Origin of the sequence: Bacillus sp. N5-665, assembly GCF_022637375.2 — a bacterium.
GTDB lineage: Bacteria > Bacillota > Bacilli > Bacillales > Bacillaceae_G > Bacillus_A > Bacillus_A wiedmannii.
Map to the genome: position 1 here is coordinate 3,091,160 of NZ_CP093325.1, position 19,094 is coordinate 3,110,253.

Sequence of the window (19,094 nt, forward strand, 5' to 3'; positions counted from 1 at the left end):
CCTTCCTCTTTACCATATAGAATCTATATTCATTATTTTCCATTTACCTTCATGATCCTTTTCGAACATGAAAGAATATTTAATATCAGTTAAAACATACTCTTTTTGTACATATCCAGTATTACCGCTAATTGTCGATACTTTTATATATCCATTATTCTGCACTTTTTCTGGAATCCAAGCTTTTACCATTTCATTAGATACTTCATATAAAACTTGTGATTCTCGCTTTGGTTCAGCTAAAATTTCCGTTTTATTTCCAGTAACAGTTGCATATATATAATGCGCTTGCTTTGGTTCGTTACTTTCTGTCAATCCACTTGGTACTTTGTATACTTTTTTTGTATCATTTGCAAATTCTCCCCCCATTGTAAGAGCGACTTGCAACTCATGAAAAATATCTTCATCAAACTTCAATTCATCCTTCTTATAACTCTTCCCTTTAAATAGAACTTCATCATTTAACGCTCTATACAAGTCATTTTCATTTTTTGAATTTGTACTTTGATATAATTCATTCATAAATTGTTTTAATGTTGGATCTTGAGCAGACTCATCTTTAGTTTTAGGCTTAATTTGTGTACTACTTTGGACCGGTGATTTATTATCATCAAGCCATGGTTGTTGAACGATAACAAATAACATTGTACAAACCAAAACAACTACTATAGGCAATGCTCTTTTACGAAACGGTCTTTTATGTTTTACAAGATCCGCTTCATTATTTTCATATATAGACTGCTTTATTTTAAAAATAAACTCTTCTTCATCTTTACGATTCTCCATTGGGCCTTTTTTTAATTGTTTATACCAGTCAGGATTTTGTTTATTGTTCATCACTACTACCCTCCCCTATTAATTTTGAAACCTTACTTCTCGCTCGGCTTAATCTAGATTTTACAGTTCCAATGGATACTCCTAGTGTTTCGGCCATTTCTTCATAAGATAATTCATATTTCGCGTCTAAAATTATTATTTCACGGTGTTTTTTAGGTAGTTTTAATACAACATCCCACACTTCATTCATTTCCTCTTGATTAAAAAATTCTTTTTCTGCCGATGGAGATTGCTTATCATCACTAAAAAAACCTACTAATGATATCCTTTTAAAATAGGAGGATTTCAAATAGTTTATTGCTGTATTTCTTGTAATTTTTAATATCCACGTTTTAATAGATGACTCCTTTCGAAATGAATTCCAATTTTTAAATACCTTTATAAATACATCTTGCGTGATATCATCTGATAAGTGTGGATCTTTCGTAATAATAAATGAATAATTCCATACATCTTGCCAATAGTCTTTTATAACATAGTCAAGCTCATCATGAATACACTTTTCAATAAACGTCTCTTCCATTTCCACACCTCGAACTTATTTGAATAAAGATAACACTGCCCTCACTTTTATTATGGTTTCAATATATAGACAAGATACAAGTTTCATTTGTTCCGTTCTTTATCTTTTTTTAATAAAAAAATCCTCCTAAAAATGTAAAGGTGTGCAATTACTTTCATAAAATAATCATCTATACATTCTTTTACATGACAGGCTCCGAAAAAACAAGTAAAGCATCCAATGTTAAAAATACACTCATAAAAAATCTGATTATTATTTGTGCATTTCACGCAACACTCCACTTGTATCACCTTTTTTCTTAGAGCATACTTATTTGTGTGCTCTATTTATGTTTTACTAAATAACTGTTTTGTTAACGTTTATAATTCCCCCTCACTTGTCCCTTTCAATTTGTTTTACTCTTCTATTTACTATTAGCAATACCAACCTTTCAAAAATGAAAACAAAGATGTGTTATTATCTTTATTCAGCCACAACAAAAAAGCATTCTCAATTAAGGAGAATGCTTTTTCGAAACTTAATTGTTCTTTGTATTGCTCAATTTATACCTTCGTGTTAAGCAAACAATGAATGTAGTAAAAGATTTCACCTTATAGTTACTTATTTTTTCTGAAAAACATGTTTTACTTTTTCGCCTGGAACGTTACTCCCCCCTCTTCCTTTTACATCTTCGATCATCATGGTAACGATCATGTCGGGCGCATTTGCATCAAAAGCTGCAAACCATCCAAGTTCTTTTCCGTCTGCTTCTTTCGACTCCTTCAGTTCTGCTGTACCGGTTTTACCAGCAAGAGTTATACCATCAACCTTAGCCATTCTCCCCGCGCCATCAGGGTCATTAATGACTTTTATTAATGCGCTCTTTAATATCTCTTGATTCTTTTTAGAAACCACATTTTCTTTCCAATTCCCCTCTACTTTTGCTTCTTTTAAAAGATGAGGCGACGGAATATTCCCTTCATTCACAATCGGTGCATATGTTAATGCTAAATGGAGTGGTGTCATTAATACTTGTCCTTGTCCATATCCCGTGTCTGCTAGTTGAATATCATTTTTTATCCCATCTCTTGCAATGATTGAAATAGGAAATTCGTATTCGATTGGTAATTTTTCATAAAATCCGTATTTCTTAAATTCATTTACATACTGATCTTTTCCCATTTTCAAAGCTTGTTGAGCAAAATAAATATTATCAGAGTACTTCATTGCCTTATCAAAATCAATTGGACTAGCTTCCTTCACACGTGTTACATAATAATTTCCCCAAGATGAATCTTTTGCCCACTTTAATCCTTGAATTTTAAATTCTTCCTTAGGGTTTATAGTGTTTGTTTCCAAACCAATTGCACCAGTAATCGTTTTAAATACGGAACCTGGTACAAATGCTTGTGTGAAACGATTCATCATTGGTAGTTTTGAATCGTTATTCCATGCTTCTCGTTGGGCTTTTGACGCTCCTCTAACTATTGTATTTGGATTATAAGCAGGGCTACTTACAAGTGCTATAGTTTCACCTGTTTTAGGATTGACCGCTGCACTAGATCCTGCTTCATTTTTCATCTCATTAAAGATTTTTTCTTGAATTGCAGCATCAATTGTTAACGTAACGTTTTCCCCTTCTTTTGCTTCTTTTTTTGCTACATTTTTAATCTCTTTTCCATTCTCATCTTCTATAAATACGCGTCCACCTTTTTCGCCACGCAATTTATTCTCTAATACTTTCTCTAAACCTGTCTTACCTACTAAATCATCAGCTTGATAACCTCTTTTTTGAAGCGATTTTAACTCCTCTGCATTCACCTTTCCTATATATCCAGTTAAGTGTGCCGTTGCTTCTCCTAATGAATACGTACGAATATTTACTGGGCGAGATGATACTCCTTCTAATTCAATATAATCATTCTGTCTAGTTCCCTCTTTTAAAATCCCAATTGGTACAAAGGAGTCTGGTTTTATCCATTTCGCTGTAAGCTTCTGATCAACCTCTTCTATAGACATATCCAGTAACTGTGCTACTATTTCTTTTGTTTGCGCTGCCGTTTCGCCTAGTTTCTCTGGAATAATTCCAACCTCAGTCGCTTTACCATTCGTTGCTAGACCCTTCCCATTTCGATCATATATTTCTCCGCGTTTTCCTTGTTCTATTTGCATACGTACTTTGTAATCTTTTTTCATACCTGGAAAAATGAAATCTGGTGTCCAATCTATTTTCCAAGATTCTTTTTCTTTCACAAGTTTTGCTTCATGTATAAATGAAGCTGTTCCTCCATCCGTATCCATCTTAACTTCAAAAAGAAAAAGTTCTTTATCTTTAGCATTCTCTCCTTTCGTTTTAATTTTTAAATCCTTAACTCCAATACCCTCATAGATTTTTTGATATTTCTCGGTGAATTCCTTTTTAGAAATCGTTTTTTGGGCATGTTCTGATAAATGATCATACATATTTGCGAATTTTTTATCATTCCATAAATTTATATATTCTTCAAATGCTTGTTTTGGCGGTTCGTTTTTATTACATCCTACCAACATAACTGCAAAACAAAAGAAAACCAACATCCATAATTTTTTCAATTCAATCTTCTCCCTTAGTTAAAAATATTTATTCCTTTCTTGATATATTAAATAAAAAATGTTGTAACGCTTAATAGACAGTGTAAGTAATGAGATTGTTCCATATTTACAAAAGAAATTAATTTATGGTTCAGATGCATTCGAAGGGGAAGATTTTAAAATTCTTACAAATTAAAAAAGCGGATCTATTTAGCAATCGGTGTCATTATTAGTGCTGTTTTAACAATTTTATTTAAAATACCTTTTAGTTTGAGTTCTCCGCTCTTATCTTTTTTGTAGATATTCGAAACAAAAAAGACCCCTTATACTAAGGGTCCTACAATAGAAAATAACTAAGTATAAACAATAAAAAGAATTACTGAAAGTATAATTTATAGGCGCTTTATATCCTTCTATTTCGCATCAAAACCCCTGCGCTGTATGCGACAGGGGATTCGATGCGTTCATTCTAAAGCTTATTTAGAAGAGTCATGTACAGGCAAACTACTAAAAATCAATTCAGCAACTTTTACATATCCTTTTGAGTTTGGATGAATCAAATCCGTAGACCAAAGCGTATTATCGTTTACTAAATGATGATTCCAAAAGTCAACATGATGAAGCTTATACTCTCTACTCAATGAAAGTATAATTTCATTTGCCTCTAATAATTGTTCTTTTAACACTTGTTTTTTTTCAGAAGAAATAGGTAGCCGAACTGTAAAATCTGGAAGGTTTGCTATAATAATATCAGCATCCGTTTTACTTAATGTATCTATCATAAATTCCATTTCGTTCTTATATTCTTGATGATTCCAACGTCCTTTTAATACATCATTTGCACCTGCAATTAAACTAACCAAATCTGGATTAAACGTTAATGCTTTTTCCAATTGCTGTGAGCGAATTTCTTTAGTTACTAACCCACGCTTTGCAAAATTAGCATATTCTATATCGTTTACACAGAGTTGAACAAAATGATCTACCCAGCTTTTTAATGCTATTCCCTCAACTTCATCCCCTATGCCCTCTGTAAAACTATCACCAATCGATACAAATCGCTTCCACATATGTAGTCCCCCTTTATTATTAACCATATCTATACTATACAATAGCTCACACCGTAATTGTTATTTCTAAGTGGTTTTCGATTTCAATTATATTCCACTTTACTATATTTACATTTAGAATCCAAAATTGACCGATTCCTAAGTATACTTAGGAATCGGTCAATTTCGTATATTTACTAAAGAAATAAAATCTCTCTAGGAATTATACTTTTTTCAAAAAATTGGTTGTTCTTTGTTTTGCCCAGTTTATACATTTCTTTTCGATTAAATGATACGAAATTATAGAAAAAAGTAGTGTCATTGCAATGCACAAAGTAAGCAGGAAAAAGATAGGTATCTTTGTATACAAAAGTTTAAATAGTACCATCATGATTGGAAAATGACACAAATAGATACTGTATGAAATTTCTCCTAAATATACAAATACATTCTTATTTAAAAATGCTTTTACTTTTAGGTTACTCATAGCCATTATAATAAATATACTAACCCCCATTACGACACCCCAATCTTTTAATAAGAAAGTAGTATCATTACGGGAAAAACCATAAATTAAAATGGAATATAAATATAAAATAATCCCTAATGCAATAAGAAATCCTTTTTTAAATTTTTTCATATTCCTATATGAGTAAATAAGTTTTTCCTGATACTTAAAAAGTAACATTCCAACCATAAACATAGATGTAAAATGCAGTGTATCAGCATAACCATTATAAAACCCTTCAGCTTTCCCAATATGCAACATATTAAGAAAAACACTAATGAAAGAAAAGCTCAAAGCAAATAGTACCGTTTTCTTCCAATTCAGTTTATAAAAAAGAAGGAATAATAAAGGAAACACAATAGATATACGTATTTCTTGAGCCAATGACCAAATAACTGGATTATAATTTTCCGTAAAAAAGTTATTAAGAAGCACAAAGTGGTTTAGAATATCTAATTTTGTTATAGACCCTTGCCACCTATCATAGAACCAATCCCGTAGTCCTACCACTTCATACGACGAAAATAAAATAAATAAAACAAAGGTAACGATTATCCAAAAATAATAAGGAATATAGATTCTTACAAATCTCTTAATTAAATATCCCCAATAATTTGTTTTTGAATGATAAAGTGCCATAGATAACACAAAACCACTTAGTACATAAAAAACGATAACAGCTTCCCCACCCGCCCATAAAAACCTAAGCGGGGAAAATTTAATAGAATTAGGCAACGATGGTAGCATTAAACAAAAATGTCCAAATACCACAGTAAGTGCCGCTAACCCTCGTATAGAATCTAATTCTTTTATTCTCTTACTCATAAAATGTTCTCCTTGTAAATTGTAGATTTTGCTGTTCGTAAAGGCCACTATACTAGTGTAGTGGAAGAATTGTACATAATGTCTATCTAGATCCCAGATATAAGCAGTTCAAAGTCAATCTATGCATCTGTTTTCTGGTCTCCATTTCCTTATATAAATAATTTAAAACAAAATATTTAATACAAAGAAAAGATTTTATTAAATTTTTATAAAATCTAATTACAGAAATACGTACCGGGTATTATTTTTTTATTGTCATTTAATGAAAAAATGGATGTTTTTTCTTCATGTAACTTTATTAAACTAACTTTGTACTAGAATGCTTTGAATCAAAAAATACATAATAAACGCCATCCTTTCTGTATATTTCTACAAAAAGAATAGCGTTTTTTGATTATATAGATACAAATTTAATTTAGCTTGATAGCACTACCACTACAAATAGTTCTGAAGAGCCAAATTTGAGAATTAATGCAATCTACCATTCCAAGCTATCTACACAAAAATCCATAATACTTTGAAACTCTGTATTTCAGATTAATTTTTAGTTTTATCTTATAAAGTTAGCTTTTTACTATATCAACCGCACTATCCCATATACTGCTAAAGAAAGATCCAATTTGGCGCATAAAACGTGTAAACCAATTTGCTTGTTCTACATCAGATTTTGTTACAAGGTCTATTTGTAATGATTTACCTGATAAGAACCCAGGATCTGTATTATCTTTAGGCAAGATAATCATTTTACTTATTGTTACACCTTTTTTAATAGGCGCTTCTTGTTCTTTATTCGATACTTTAAATTCTTTTTTATAAACATCTTTATTGCTCTTTGGTATTGGAAGTGAAACAGCTTGCTTCGTTTGAACTACTACATCTTTGTCTTTTGCATTTGCAACTCGCAAAGTTTCATGCCCTTTTACTACTGAATCTTTTCCGTAGATATTCTTCACTTCAAAATTCGCAAATCCATAATCATATAATTTCTTCGTTTCATCAAAACGTGCTGTATGGGAGTTTGCTTTTATCACTACAGATATTAGACGCATACCGTTTCTTTCTACTGTACCAGTGAAGCAATCACCGGCTTCTGGAGTAGTTCCTGTTTTCAACCCATCTACACCTTCGTATTGCTTAATTAAACCTTTTAACATCATGTTAAAATTCACCATATCAATTGGATACTTGCCACCCTTTTGGAATGTTTTTTTAGGAATTTTCGCTGTATCTAACATTTTTGGAAAATCTTGAATAAGACGTTGTGCTAAAATCGCACAATCTCTTGCGGACATTTTATTTTTCTCGTCTGGAGTTGTCCCTTCTGGGTGATATCCTTTTAAATCATAGTTTGTTAAGCCTGTAGAGTTTACAAATTTATAATTTTTCATTCCAAACTCTTTTGACTTATCATTCATCATTTTCACGAAATCGGCTTCTTTTCCAGCAATTTCTTCAACTAAAGCAATTGTTGCACCATTTGCAGAGTAAATTGCCATTGCCTCATATAACTCTTTTACTGTATAAGAGCCACCATTTTCTAATGGAACGTTTGATAATGAGCGATCTTGTGAAATCTTATGTGCATATTCAGAGATTTTAACTTTTTGATCCCATTTAAGTTTTCCTTTATCCACCGCTTCATGAACTAAATATTCACTCATCATTTTTGTCATACTAGCAATTGCTAGTGATTCATCCGCATTTTTTTGATATAAAATTTTTCCGGAATTCGCTTCTACTAAAATTGCTGATCCTGCTTCTACATCTAAAACAGGGACTGTTTCCGCTGTTGCTCTTCCAGATGTAACAATTATGCTACAAAATAGTGTAAGCACTGTTACTATTACAATGAATTTTTTGTAAAACATACCTTTCAATCCTCTTACCTCCAATATATTTTTTAGGATTACAATGAATAGACAATCTAAATAATGCGTTTGTTCCATATTTACAAAAAATAAAACCAGTGTATCCCGATTAAATATCGAGACACACTGGTTTTATTAGCTATCAAGGATTTTAATTATTTAATTCAGCTACTTACTATACTCATACCAGAGATGAATTTTCCTTAGTCTAGACTATTAATTTTTTATAATAAAAAAACTACATCCTATATAGAATGTAGTTTCCCTCACAGATCTATCTATTTTTTACTTCCTTGTTATAAAAATCATATAATAATTCAATAGATGAACTAGATAAAAGCGGCATTGCCTTCTCAACTAATTCTCTATCCCAATCAAACCAACGCATTTCCATTAGCATTTTCATTTCTGTATCAGTGAATCGTTTCTTTATTTCCTTAGCAGGATTTCCACCAACTATTGTATACGGCGGAACATCTTTACTTACGACAGATCCCGCTGCAACGATTGCACCTTCACCGATTATAACGCCAGGCATAATAATAGCATTCATTCCAATCCAAGCATCACTTTTAATGACTGTATCGCCCTTCGGTTCATATGAATGTTCAATTTGCTCAGCGAATGGATATACTGTAATCCATTCTGAGTGATGATTATGATTACCACCCATTAAAATGACTACTCCACTCGCAATACAAACATAGTTCCCAATAATGAGTTTATCAAGATGCCATCCCATCTGTTCAATTGGATTGAACAGCGCTCGGGACTTAGCATCCCCCCACAAATACCTTACACAGCCATCTTCAAAATTTTGATGACCATAATAACCTGAATAATAGGAGTACTCTCCTACCTCAATGAGTGAATTTGTTACTATATCTTTTAAATACTTTGTTTCTGACCAATGATTAAATAATGGATGCTTCATAACTTTATTCCTCGCTTCTAAGTATTATATATTTTGCTATTTACTTAGAAGCTTACTACGACTGCTACATTTTTTAGCTTTCTCAAACGACGAATCATTGTCTTCAAGCCTTTCTTTTATTATAAAGCAATCATATCGTGATAAATTATATAAGTCAAATTGTAAAATTATGTACTGGAACTTGAAGTATGAATTGAAATTTCAGCATTAAAACAATCGAGTTTTCAAATAACAAAGTCCCAATTACATATAATAAAGATTTCTTATCTATACATCTAACTTCTTTCTTATATTAGCATTAACTCCCTCGATATAGTTTTATTATTTATTAATTTGTCTGATAAATCAATAAATGTTAATATGATTATAGAAGATATTATCATCCATTAGATTTCACAGCTAGTTTTTCACAAAAACGATTTCTGAATCCTTAAGTAAATAGGAGGTTTAGAACATGAAACTTTTAAGGCAATCAACAATTATTGGTGCATTGACTGTTGGAGGATTTTTATTTTCGAATACAATTAGTACAATCACACCTGTGTCTGCTGAATCGCAACTTACACAAAAAGAATCACGAATTTTAGATAATTGGCGGTGGCAAAGCTATTTTTTATTACATCATAATGCAGATTTTATAGAAGAGTTAGCAGTTGGTGACTTAAAACATGGAGATACATTCGATGTTACTATATATACTGGTGGTAAAGATACTGGTATTGTAAAAATATATCAATTGAGTGGAAATGAAAATGATGAAATAAACTTGCATAGATATAAAACCATTTATGACTCGGGTTTGAAACATAATTATGGTAGATTTGTAACACCTATTACTAAGGTTTATAATCCAGGAACATATGTAGCCGTTATGAAACTTGGAGAAAATTATTATTATGGGGGCAGCTTTAAAATCTCAAAATAATTTGCGTATATCTGACCAGTAAATATATATTGAATACTATTGTTATTAGACAAAAACTATTTTAAAAGCTTCTCTGCCCTATATAAGGTAGAGGAGCTTTTTGATTGTCTGCCCTTTTTAAGATTAGAAAAAATCCTTACTTTCTTTATAAATTAGCATTTTTATTCAACAACTGTTTCCACGTCTTTAAGTTCTACAATTCAATATGCAATATTGCATATTCTATATGTTCACTCTTTAAAAATGCGATAATTTGTTTATAAAAATATTTAAAATTAGTATTGGAAGGAGAATATTACATGTCTTTCTATTCTTGGTCCCTCTTATTTTCTTAATATTTGTTGCAATTATCATTTCTATTCAAAAGGCTAAGAAACAATAATTTATTATTTGGAGGTGTAATAATGTCATTTGCAGCATGGAGTGCATTTTTTATGACTTTAATCGGAGCAGTATCCGGAGCAATCTTTGGTACAATATCCTCTAGAAATAAAAGTAAAAATTAAATACTAACGTAAAAAAAATTTCTAATAAAACTCTATACAAAAAAGTAGCCTATAAAGTTTTATAGGCTACTTTTCATTTCATCCATATTATTTAGCTAATTCTTTCGTACCCTTCATTACATCAACGAAGAATCCCCAGTTATTCACAACAGAAGAAATACTAATATGTTCATCTGGTGTATGAACGTTAAAAATGTCTGGACCAAATGAAATTGCATCTAAGTCAGGCATCTTTTGAACGAATGCACTACATTCAATACCTGCATGTACAGCGAATATTTCAGCATCCTTGTTGTATTTTTCTTGATGCACTTTTTCAAACAAATTACGAATTTGTGAATTCGGATTGTATGGCCATTCTGGATATTCTGACTCTATTTCAAATGTTGCACCAACTAATTCGGCAATACATTTAATTTCATTTGCAATATGTTGTTTTAAACTACTGACAGAACTTCTCACTTCGTTACGTAATTTAATTTCATCTTGCAACGTTTCAATAACGCCTAAATTTGTTGAACTTTCTACTAGACCTTTAATATCCATGCTCATACTTTGAATGCCATTCGGAATTAAGAATAATGATGAAATAAGTTGCTTTTGTGTCTCTTTAGCAAATACTTTTTCTACTTTCTCATCCAATTTTGTAAGTGTTACATGAACATCTGGATCAACAGCACGCATTTCTTCTTGTAATACTCTTGTCCATGATTCTAGTTTTTCTTCTACTTTCTCTACATCTTCTGTAGCTAATACAATTGTAGCTACACTTTCACGCGGAATTGCATTTGTTTTTAATCCGCCGTGAACTTCACTTATTTCAAATTGAATATTTGCTGATAAATCACGTAATACTCGTCCTAATACTTTGTTCGCATTACCACGTTGTTTATCAATTTCCATACCAGAATGTCCGCCTTTTAAACCACCAACATATAGACGGTATGCATCCGTATTCACTGGCGCTTCATCCCATATTACTGGAATTGTTTCTACAGCTTTCGCACCACCTGCGCTACTTACAAGTAATTTATGATCTTCTTCAGAATCGATATTTATAAAAATCTTTCCTTCAAAGTGATTTGCATCAACAGCGAAAGCCCCGCCCATTGTTGTTTCTTCTTCAGTAGTAATAACTACTTCAAGTGCTGGATGCGAAATGTCTGATGCATCTAATAAAGCCATTGCATACGCAACTGCAATACCATTATCCGCTCCTAAAGTCGTTTGATTTGCATATAACATGTCCCCAATGATTCGTAATTCAATTGGATCTTTTTCAAAATCATGTACGGTTGCTTGATTTTTTTCACATACCATATCCATATGGCCTTGAATGATAATAGCTGGTACATTTTCATAGCCAGTAGTTGCGTCTTTTTTAATAATGACATTCATTGCTTCATCTTGAATCACTTCTAAGTTACGCTCTTTTGCAAAACCAACTAAATAATCACTAATTTCCTTTTCATTACCAGATCCTCTAGGAATCTTTGAAATTTCTGCAAAATGATAAAATACAGGGTGCTTTGTTAATTGTTCTAAAGTAGAATACATTTTTAAGCTCCTCTCAAAATGACAAAATAATATGTAAGTCTGCTATCATTATACCATGATTCGTTACTTTCCCTTTCTATTTCATACTTTATAATCCACTTGTGAAATATTTAATCGTATAAAAAAACGAAAGAAAATGCACTATGCATTTTCTTTCGTTTTTTTTGCTCTCATATATTTTGAAGTACCATTATTCATTAATTTCTCTAACCGATTTATATTTTCCGTTAATGCACCTTTCACAAGAGAGAAATCTGTATTTGGTTCTTCTTTTTTTTCTTTAAAAAATGAAGACTTTTGTACGTTTACTTCAGCCATCTCTTCTCCCCCTTTTCAAAAAGATACAATCTTCTATTTATATTATATCGCAAATGTAGACAGCGTGTACACGTATCATTTTCTTTTTAATTCTTCTTCTAATTCTTCTACTTGCTGTAATGTATCTCCTTTTATTAACGAGAAATCTGTTGTATCTTCATTATCTTCTTTAAAAAAATCATTGTCATAATCTTTTATCATTACAATCACCTCTACGTGCTAGTGTAGGAATGATTGTCCGATTTTATACAAGTCCTTTATGTATAAGTGAAAAGGACAGAAGAAAATCCTGTCCTTATTTACTAAAATAACTATGATGTATTGTTAAATTATATACATTTTCAAAATCTCGATCTTGCAGGTTATTTTTCTTCCCATCAATAACAATGAAAACATCACTCACCATTTTTGCTGGTATTATTCCGACATTTTCTACTTGCACCGCTTTCTGCTCATTCAATTGCTCAATGTGTTCTAACGGAACGATAATACTAAATTGAGAACGGATACCACGAAAGTTTGTATTTAATTCCTTTGCCGCTTCAAATACAACAATTTTCGCACCAATCTTTTCTCCGTACGAATCTAAAAATGCGTTTAAGCTCTTTGTATATTCCTCTTCCGTATGCCATTCCATTGTACCGAATACTGCTGGATTGACATTTTGAATAATTGTTGTGTATATTTCTCCTCTTGCTTTAGAAGCAATTAATGACCGTTTTATCGATTGAACAGTCTTGCCGATATCGCTAAATTTCGCTCCCCATATTTCTGAAATATTTGGTGTTAAAATAAATGCGATATCAACGAAAATAACCATTGCAGTGAACATTAAAAGATTTTTCCAGAGGGTTAAATCAATTCCTTTTATCATGAAATACACGGTGACTGATATTATAAACAACCCATACCAAGTCTTTCTAATACGTTGCTTTTTCTCCTCGTACAACTCTTCGTTTCTCCAGTAAAAGAACACAAGAACGAGAAAAACGATTGCTAAAATAAATAAGCCGATTCGAATGTTAGAGATCACCAATGACATCACCCTCCATTCAAAAACTACTCACGATATAATTACATGCACAAGCAGCTCTCTTTATGACAAAAGACGTGGACAAGCTTCTAAATTTAGCAATATCGCATATACATTAGAAGGTGCCACGTCTTTTACCCCGCATTAACGGGCAGTAAGACCCCCACCTGAAAATTTAGCAAAAGCATAGAAGTTAGGTAGGGGATCAACTGCCCATAAAAGCCCGATTGGTTCAACTAATAATCAATGGGGGATGAACCCCCCACTGATTAAAGTTTCACTTTATCATGAATCTACATTGTATATGTAGACAAGCATGCGTTTCAAATTTTCATGTTAAAAAGAAATATGTTTCGGAATTTCCCCTTCTGGTACTTCTCCGTCCATACTTAAGTAATAATGACGAATCGGACGTAAATCATCGTCTAATTCATAAACGAGTGGAATGCTCGTTGGAATATTTAATGAAACAACACCATCGCTTGAAAGGTTATCTAAGTATTTCACTAGCGAACGAATCGTATTACCGTGTGATGAAATAATTACCTTTTCACCAATTTTTAATGACGGCGCAATTTCTGAGTGCCAATAATCAAGTACTCTTTTCTCCGTATCCACTAAACATTCAGTCAATGGAAACTCACCTTTTTTAAGTGCTTTATATTTTGGATCATTCATTTCATATCTAGGATCATCCTCAGTAAGAGCAGGTGGTCTTACATCAATACTTCTTCTCCAAATATGAACTTGCTCCTCACCATACTTTTTCGCAGTTTCATCTTTATTCAACCCTTGCAATGCACCGTAATGTCTTTCATTTAGCTTCCAAGATTTATGTACTGGTACCCAAGCAAGATCCATCTCATGAAGTACAATCCATAACGTCCGGATTGCTCGTTTTAATACAGATGTATAAGCTACATCAAAAGTATATCCATTTTTCTTTAATATCGCTCCTGCTTCTCTCGCTTCACTTAATCCATTCTCTGATAAATCTACATCTGTCCATCCTGTAAAGCGATTTTCAAGATTCCATAAACTTTGTCCGTGACGAATAAGTACAAGTTTTATCATAATAATTCCCCTCTCGGAAATGTGAATTTTATTGTTCCATTGCGTACACGTATAAAGTATCTAGTAATGTATCTTTTTATCCATTCACTCTATGACCAATCCATAGTTGCCAAATGTATGGATAAAATTTTTTCTTTTTCAAACTATAAAAACAGATATATTTCTTATTATTTTTGATCGATTACAACTTCTCGTTTTGATATCCAAGCATCAAAACCTGATCGACTATTTGCCATTTCATTCATAACTTGATGCCAATTTTCTTCACACGATTCACCAAATTTTGAAAAAATAACACTCATTTGTTGTCTTTGAACATCGCTCAGTTTTTTCTCTAAATCTACACCTATTTCTGTTAAAGATAACTGTTTCACACGGCGATCATGTGTAGCTTCATTACTCTCAATTAAGCCCTTTTCCACAAGTTGTCGTAGTGGTCCGTGAAGAGCTTGTTTACTTATTTCTAGCAGTGATAATAACTCATTTACACTTATCCCTGGAAATCGTGCGATAAAAAATAAAATTCGGTGATGTACTCGTTGTATGCCATACTCTTTTATAATTTCATCTGGCTTTTCAGTAAATGTTTTATATGCAAAGTAAAATAATGCTAATGCTTCATTCATCTGTTCTTCTTTATGTTGTGTCATCTACTTTCCCCCTGTATGTAAATTATACCACAATCTAGTATTGAATATTTTAACGAACACATTAGAACTTCTTTAGTTTATTGAAATATTCAATGCACAATTAGGAGAGGATTCATTTGAAATCGCAATATACTATAAGTACATATTTATTGGATAGACTACACGAATTAGGAATTGAACATATATTTGGGGTTCCTGGTGATTATAACCTTGCCTTTTTAGATGATGTAGTAGCACATGAAAATTTAAAGTGGATTGGAAATTGTAATGAATTAAATGCTGCATATGCAGCAGATGGGTACGCTCGCATAAAAGGAATCGCTGCTCTTATTACTACTTTCGGTGTTGGAGAACTAAGCTCCATTAACGGTGTTGCTGGCTCATATGCCGAAAACGTACCAGTTATAAAAATAACTGGTACGCCAACAACTAAAGTAATGGAAAATCGAGCACTCGTTCATCATACGTTAGGTGATGGAAAGTTCGATCACTTTTCCAATATGTATCGAGAAATCACGGTGGCACAAACAGATTTAACAGCTGAGCATGCCGCTGAAGAAATTGACCGTGTGTTACGTGCATGTTGGAGTGATAAACGCCCTGTTCATATTCAATTCCCAATTGATGTATATAATAAGCCAATTAATAAACCTACGGAACCAATTTTACATAAACCAGTTTTAAGTAATAAAGATGCGCTGGATAAAATGCTTCTACATGCGACTTCAAAAATAAACCGTGCCAAAAAACCAGTTATTTTAGCTGATTTTGAAGTGGCTCGTTTTCATGCGGAAGAATATTTGCATCAATTCGTAGAAAAAACTGGGTTTCCTATCGCAACGTTAAGTATGGGAAAAGGAATATTCCCTGAAAAACACCCTCAATTTATAGGGATTTATACTGGGGATGTTAGTTCTCCATACATACGAAAAAGAATTGATGAATCTGACTGTATTATTAGTATTGGTGTGAAATTAACTGATACTATTACCGGCGGCTTTACACAAGGTTTTACGAAAGAGCAAGTTATAGAAATCCATCCCTATACTGTGAAAATTATTGATAAAAAATACGGACCAGTTGTAATGAAAGATGTTTTAGAACAATTAAGTGATTTAATCGAACATCGCATTGAGGAAACACTTGAAATTAAGCCCTTTATTTCAGAATCACTATCTATGACAGAAGAGTTCAATCCAAAAGCACAAATGGTTACACAAAAACGTTTTTGGCAACAAATATACCATTTCTTACAAGAAAACGATGTTTTAATTGCAGAACAAGGAACGCCTTTCTTCGGTAGTGCCGCTATCCCTTTACCAAATAACACTACATATGTAGCACAACCATTATGGGGCTCGATTGGTTATACATTAGCTGCTCTACTCGGTACACAGCTCGCTGACTTATCGCGGCGTAACATTTTAATTATTGGTGATGGTTCGTTCCAATTAACTGTCCAAGAGTTATCGACTATACTTCATCAAAATTTAAAACCGATTATATTTTTAATTAATAACAATGGATACACTGTTGAACGTGCAATTCACGGCCAAAATCAACCGTATAATGACATACAAATGTGGGATTACACGAAACTAGCAAACGTATTCAGTTCAGAAGAAAAAAGCTTAACATTTAAAGTGGAAAATGAAACAGAGTTAGCAGAAGTCTTAACTAAAATAAATTTTAATATAAATCGACTTATCTTTGTTGAAGTTGTAATGAGCCAAGGGGATCAGCCTGAATTGTTAGCTAAACTTGCGAAAAGATTCGGTAAGCAAAATTCTTAATAAGAAAAAGCGTAGCCCATTTATAGATACGCTTTTTCTTATTAAATTTTTATTCCGCAAGCGCTAACTGCCAAGACACACCATACTTATCATTTAACCAGCCAAACTTTTTGCTAAATGGATAGGAACCTAAAGGCATTAGTACGGATCCATCCTGCACTAGTTTATTAAAGACCGTTTCAATTTCTTCTTCTGTCTCACAAGTTACATAAAGAGACATAGATGGTGTAAATGTAAAACCATGCTTTACATAACTATCAATGCACATAAATTCTTGACCATTTAACGTAAAAGTTGCATGAATGACAGTTCCCTCTTTACCAGGTCCATTTTCATCGTAGCGAGAAATACTTACAATTTCTGATTGATCGAATAGCGACGTGTAAAAATTCATCGCCTCCTCAGCTTTACCTTCAAACATTAAAAACGTAGTAATTTTTTGATTTGTGTTACTCATATAGAGACAACCCCTTATTATGTATTTATGCAAAACATACACCGGCAAGCAAAAACCGAACGTATATTCTTATAAGTATATTGTCTATAAAAACGATGAGTTTGTCAATTATCTACTTTCTTATTTCTTCTTAAATAATGCTGTCCAAAGAAATGATTCTCCAAACATAGTATTTGGTTGGTCAATTTGCTTCATCTTTCTAATTTCGATCACTTCAAACTCGTCAAATATATCTCTTAATTTTTCTTCTGAATATGCAAGGCCACCTTGTAGACTCCATCCTCTATATACATCCCAATCTGTTATTTCTGATCCATTTCGCTCATCTAAATCACCTGCCGAAAAACATGTTAATCCAAAATAACCACCCGATTTCAAGGAGTTTTTAATTAAATTCACATAATTTATTCTTCTATGCGGTGGAATATGATGTAAACAGCCCGAATCGTACACAAAATCAAAATCATTTTGACACTCTAAATTAAAAATCGAATCACAAATAAAATCGATTTCTATTCCTGTTGCTAACGCCCTTTCTTTCGCCCAATTAATGCCCTCTATAGATAAATCCACTGCTTTTACTTCAAATCCTTCATTCGCCAAATAAATTGCATTTCTTCCTGGACCACATCCAAGCTCCAACACTTTCCCTTTGGAGATCCATTCTTTTTGTATATAGGAAACTAGGTTCTCATCTGGAATATTTTCAAAAAACGGAACATCTTTTTCTCTGTTCGCATAAAATTCATTCCAAAACAGTTCTGCCGGTCTTAATAATGAATCAAGCATTTCAATAATATCTTCTTGAGTATGCAACGTTTCATTTTTCATTTGTACCCCTCCAAATTTAATAGTCAGAAAATTATTATATATCTTTTTGAACTTTCAAACAAAGAAAAAACTCCTATATTCAATAGGAGTTTTTGTCTTTAAAATCCAAGTACAGCCAACCATTTTAACAACTTCTCTTCTCGCGCTTTTAAATCATCGTTCCTAAGCTTGCCTAACTGTACTTCACTCACAATTTCTCCGTCTGCCATAAAAAGAACTCTTTCTGTTTTCGCTGCTACCTTTACATCATGAGTTACTAACATAATTGTAGTTCCATCACGATTAATATTTAATAAGATTTGCATTACTTCTTCTGTTGATTTTAAATTTAGAGCACCCGTTGGCTCATCAGCAAAAATAATATTTGGATTATTAATGAGCGCTCTACATATAGAGACCCTTTGTAATTGCCCTCCAGATGCTTCGGTTATATAATGCGACGCTATATCACTTATCCCCATTAGCTCCAGAGCACGTTTATTTACTATTTTCTTACTCTCACATTTCGCTAAATATGCTGACAAAATGATATTATCAAATAGATTCAAGTTTCTCAGAAGGTTGCTCTGCTGAAAAATAAATCCTATTTCAGTAAGGCGCAATTTGGCTAACGCTTCTTCTTTCATACATGATAATTCTTTACTATCAACTTTCACACTTCCAGATGATATTTGATCCATTCCGCTAATAGTATAAAGTAACGTCGATTTTCCGGAACCAGAAGGTCCCATAACCGATACAAATTCTCCCTCATAAATCTCTAAATCTATATTTTTTAACACGTGATAATTGGCATTTCCATCTATTGAATATTTTTTGTTTAATTCCTTTACTTCTAAAATTTTTTTCAAGTTAT

18 protein-coding genes are annotated in these 19,094 nt (G+C 32.4%); 2 read left to right on the forward strand and 16 right to left on the reverse strand.

The window, feature by feature from the left end; all coding sequences use genetic code 11:
* Window positions 1–9: 9 nt before the first annotated feature.
* The 7 genes from MNO09_RS18485 to MNO09_RS18515 all read right to left on the reverse strand — a co-directional run bounded on the left by MNO09_RS18485 (window position 10) and on the right by MNO09_RS18515 (window position 9,094).
* Complete coding sequence (locus tag MNO09_RS18485; protein WP_098632031.1) at window positions 10–837, reverse strand: anti-sigma factor; 828 nt, start codon at window positions 835–837, stop codon at window positions 10–12.
* On the reverse strand, window positions 827–1,360 hold the full coding sequence (locus MNO09_RS18490; protein ID WP_000393076.1) for an RNA polymerase sigma factor: 534 nt from the start codon (window positions 1,358–1,360) through the stop codon (window positions 827–829). The genes MNO09_RS18485 and MNO09_RS18490 overlap by 11 nt, the downstream gene beginning before the upstream one ends.
* A gap of 600 nt (window positions 1,361–1,960) precedes the next feature.
* Complete coding sequence (locus tag MNO09_RS18495; protein ID WP_088107166.1) at window positions 1,961–3,931, reverse strand: penicillin-binding transpeptidase domain-containing protein; 1,971 nt, start codon at window positions 3,929–3,931, stop codon at window positions 1,961–1,963.
* A gap of 455 nt (window positions 3,932–4,386) precedes the next feature.
* On the reverse strand, window positions 4,387–5,007 hold the full coding sequence (locus MNO09_RS18500; RefSeq protein ID WP_116480648.1) for an SGNH/GDSL hydrolase family protein: 621 nt from the start codon (window positions 5,005–5,007) through the stop codon (window positions 4,387–4,389).
* 175 nt (window positions 5,008–5,182) lie between these two features.
* Complete coding sequence (locus MNO09_RS18505) at window positions 5,183–6,292, reverse strand: acyltransferase family protein (RefSeq protein WP_088092590.1); 1,110 nt, start codon at window positions 6,290–6,292, stop codon at window positions 5,183–5,185.
* A 563-nt stretch (window positions 6,293–6,855) separates the two neighbouring features.
* The gene (locus tag MNO09_RS18510) at window positions 6,856–8,169 is read right to left on the reverse strand and encodes a D-alanyl-D-alanine carboxypeptidase family protein (RefSeq protein WP_000677729.1); all 1,314 of its coding nucleotides are present in this window, start codon (window positions 8,167–8,169) and stop codon (window positions 6,856–6,858) included.
* Between the two features lie 265 nt (window positions 8,170–8,434).
* Window positions 8,435–9,094, reverse strand: coding sequence for a CatB-related O-acetyltransferase (locus MNO09_RS18515; protein ID WP_000682543.1), 660 nt, complete (start codon window positions 9,092–9,094; stop codon window positions 8,435–8,437).
* Between the two features lie 454 nt (window positions 9,095–9,548).
* On the opposite strand from MNO09_RS18515, the gene MNO09_RS18520 reads away from it, so the two are divergent.
* The gene (locus MNO09_RS18520; RefSeq protein ID WP_000771847.1) at window positions 9,549–10,019 is read left to right on the forward strand and encodes a DUF5065 family protein; all 471 of its coding nucleotides are present in this window, start codon (window positions 9,549–9,551) and stop codon (window positions 10,017–10,019) included.
* Window positions 10,020–10,612: 593 nt separating this feature from the next.
* On the opposite strand, the gene pepD is transcribed toward MNO09_RS18520, so the two are convergent.
* The 6 genes from pepD to MNO09_RS18550 form a co-directional block, all read right to left on the reverse strand.
* Window positions 10,613–12,082 carry a beta-Ala-His dipeptidase gene (pepD, locus tag MNO09_RS18525; protein ID WP_000287560.1) on the reverse strand — a complete coding sequence of 490 codons (1,470 nt, stop codon included), beginning with the start codon at window positions 12,080–12,082 and terminating at the stop codon, window positions 10,613–10,615.
* A 141-nt stretch (window positions 12,083–12,223) separates the two neighbouring features.
* A complete protein-coding gene (gene spoIISB, locus MNO09_RS18530) occupies window positions 12,224–12,400 on the reverse strand; it encodes a stage II sporulation protein SB (protein ID WP_000852619.1) in 177 nt (58 codons plus the stop codon).
* A 75-nt stretch (window positions 12,401–12,475) separates the two neighbouring features.
* Entirely contained in the window at window positions 12,476–12,601 is a 126-nt protein-coding gene (locus MNO09_RS18535; protein ID WP_000588712.1) for a hypothetical protein, read from the reverse strand.
* Window positions 12,602–12,695: 94 nt separating this feature from the next.
* The gene (locus MNO09_RS18540) at window positions 12,696–13,433 is read right to left on the reverse strand and encodes a type II toxin-antitoxin system SpoIISA family toxin (protein WP_116480647.1); all 738 of its coding nucleotides are present in this window, start codon (window positions 13,431–13,433) and stop codon (window positions 12,696–12,698) included.
* Between the two features lie 336 nt (window positions 13,434–13,769).
* The gene (gpmA, locus tag MNO09_RS18545) at window positions 13,770–14,507 is read right to left on the reverse strand and encodes a 2,3-diphosphoglycerate-dependent phosphoglycerate mutase (RefSeq protein ID WP_070168825.1); all 738 of its coding nucleotides are present in this window, start codon (window positions 14,505–14,507) and stop codon (window positions 13,770–13,772) included.
* 167 nt (window positions 14,508–14,674) lie between these two features.
* Window positions 14,675–15,157 (reverse strand): MarR family winged helix-turn-helix transcriptional regulator, encoded by a 483-nt coding sequence (locus MNO09_RS18550; RefSeq protein ID WP_000191899.1) that lies wholly within the window; start codon window positions 15,155–15,157, stop codon window positions 14,675–14,677.
* A gap of 116 nt (window positions 15,158–15,273) precedes the next feature.
* On the opposite strand from MNO09_RS18550, the gene MNO09_RS18555 reads away from it, so the two are divergent.
* Entirely contained in the window at window positions 15,274–16,950 is a 1,677-nt protein-coding gene (locus tag MNO09_RS18555; RefSeq protein WP_070168824.1) for an alpha-keto acid decarboxylase family protein, read from the forward strand.
* 49 nt (window positions 16,951–16,999) lie between these two features.
* On the opposite strand, the gene MNO09_RS18560 is transcribed toward MNO09_RS18555, so the two are convergent.
* The 3 genes from MNO09_RS18560 to MNO09_RS18570 all read right to left on the reverse strand — a co-directional run bounded on the left by MNO09_RS18560 (window position 17,000) and on the right by MNO09_RS18570 (window position 19,089).
* Entirely contained in the window at window positions 17,000–17,407 is a 408-nt protein-coding gene (locus MNO09_RS18560) for a VOC family protein (RefSeq protein WP_070168823.1), read from the reverse strand.
* Window positions 17,408–17,527: 120 nt separating this feature from the next.
* Window positions 17,528–18,238 carry a class I SAM-dependent methyltransferase gene (locus MNO09_RS18565; protein ID WP_070168822.1) on the reverse strand — a complete coding sequence of 237 codons (711 nt, stop codon included), beginning with the start codon at window positions 18,236–18,238 and terminating at the stop codon, window positions 17,528–17,530.
* A gap of 98 nt (window positions 18,239–18,336) precedes the next feature.
* Entirely contained in the window at window positions 18,337–19,089 is a 753-nt protein-coding gene (locus MNO09_RS18570; protein WP_070168821.1) for an ABC transporter ATP-binding protein, read from the reverse strand.
* Between the last annotated feature and the right edge of the window lie 5 nt (window positions 19,090–19,094).

Coding starts and splice junctions, on each gene's coding strand:
- MNO09_RS18485 (WP_098632031.1), bottom strand. CDS start 837: ATGAACAATAAACAAAATCCTGACTGGTATAAACAATTAAAAAAAGGC.
- MNO09_RS18490 (WP_000393076.1), bottom strand. CDS start 1,360: ATGGAAGAGACGTTTATTGAAAAGTGTATTCATGATGAGCTTGACTAT.
- MNO09_RS18500 (WP_116480648.1), bottom strand. CDS start 5,007: ATGGTTAATAATAAAGGGGGACTACATATGTGGAAGCGATTTGTATCG.
- MNO09_RS18505 (WP_088092590.1), bottom strand. CDS start 6,292: ATGAGTAAGAGAATAAAAGAATTAGATTCTATACGAGGGTTAGCGGCA.
- MNO09_RS18515 (WP_000682543.1), bottom strand. CDS start 9,094: ATGAAGCATCCATTATTTAATCATTGGTCAGAAACAAAGTATTTAAAA.
- MNO09_RS18520 (WP_000771847.1), top strand. CDS start 9,549: ATGAAACTTTTAAGGCAATCAACAATTATTGGTGCATTGACTGTTGGA.
- pepD (WP_000287560.1), bottom strand. CDS start 12,082: ATGTATTCTACTTTAGAACAATTAACAAAGCACCCTGTATTTTATCAT.
- spoIISB (WP_000852619.1), bottom strand. CDS start 12,400: ATGGCTGAAGTAAACGTACAAAAGTCTTCATTTTTTAAAGAAAAAAAA.
- MNO09_RS18535 (WP_000588712.1), bottom strand. CDS start 12,601: ATGATAAAAGATTATGACAATGATTTTTTTAAAGAAGATAATGAAGAT.
- gpmA (WP_070168825.1), bottom strand. CDS start 14,507: ATGATAAAACTTGTACTTATTCGTCACGGACAAAGTTTATGGAATCTT.
- MNO09_RS18550 (WP_000191899.1), bottom strand. CDS start 15,157: ATGACACAACATAAAGAAGAACAGATGAATGAAGCATTAGCATTATTT.
- MNO09_RS18560 (WP_070168823.1), bottom strand. CDS start 17,407: ATGAGTAACACAAATCAAAAAATTACTACGTTTTTAATGTTTGAAGGT.
- MNO09_RS18565 (WP_070168822.1), bottom strand. CDS start 18,238: ATGAAAAATGAAACGTTGCATACTCAAGAAGATATTATTGAAATGCTT.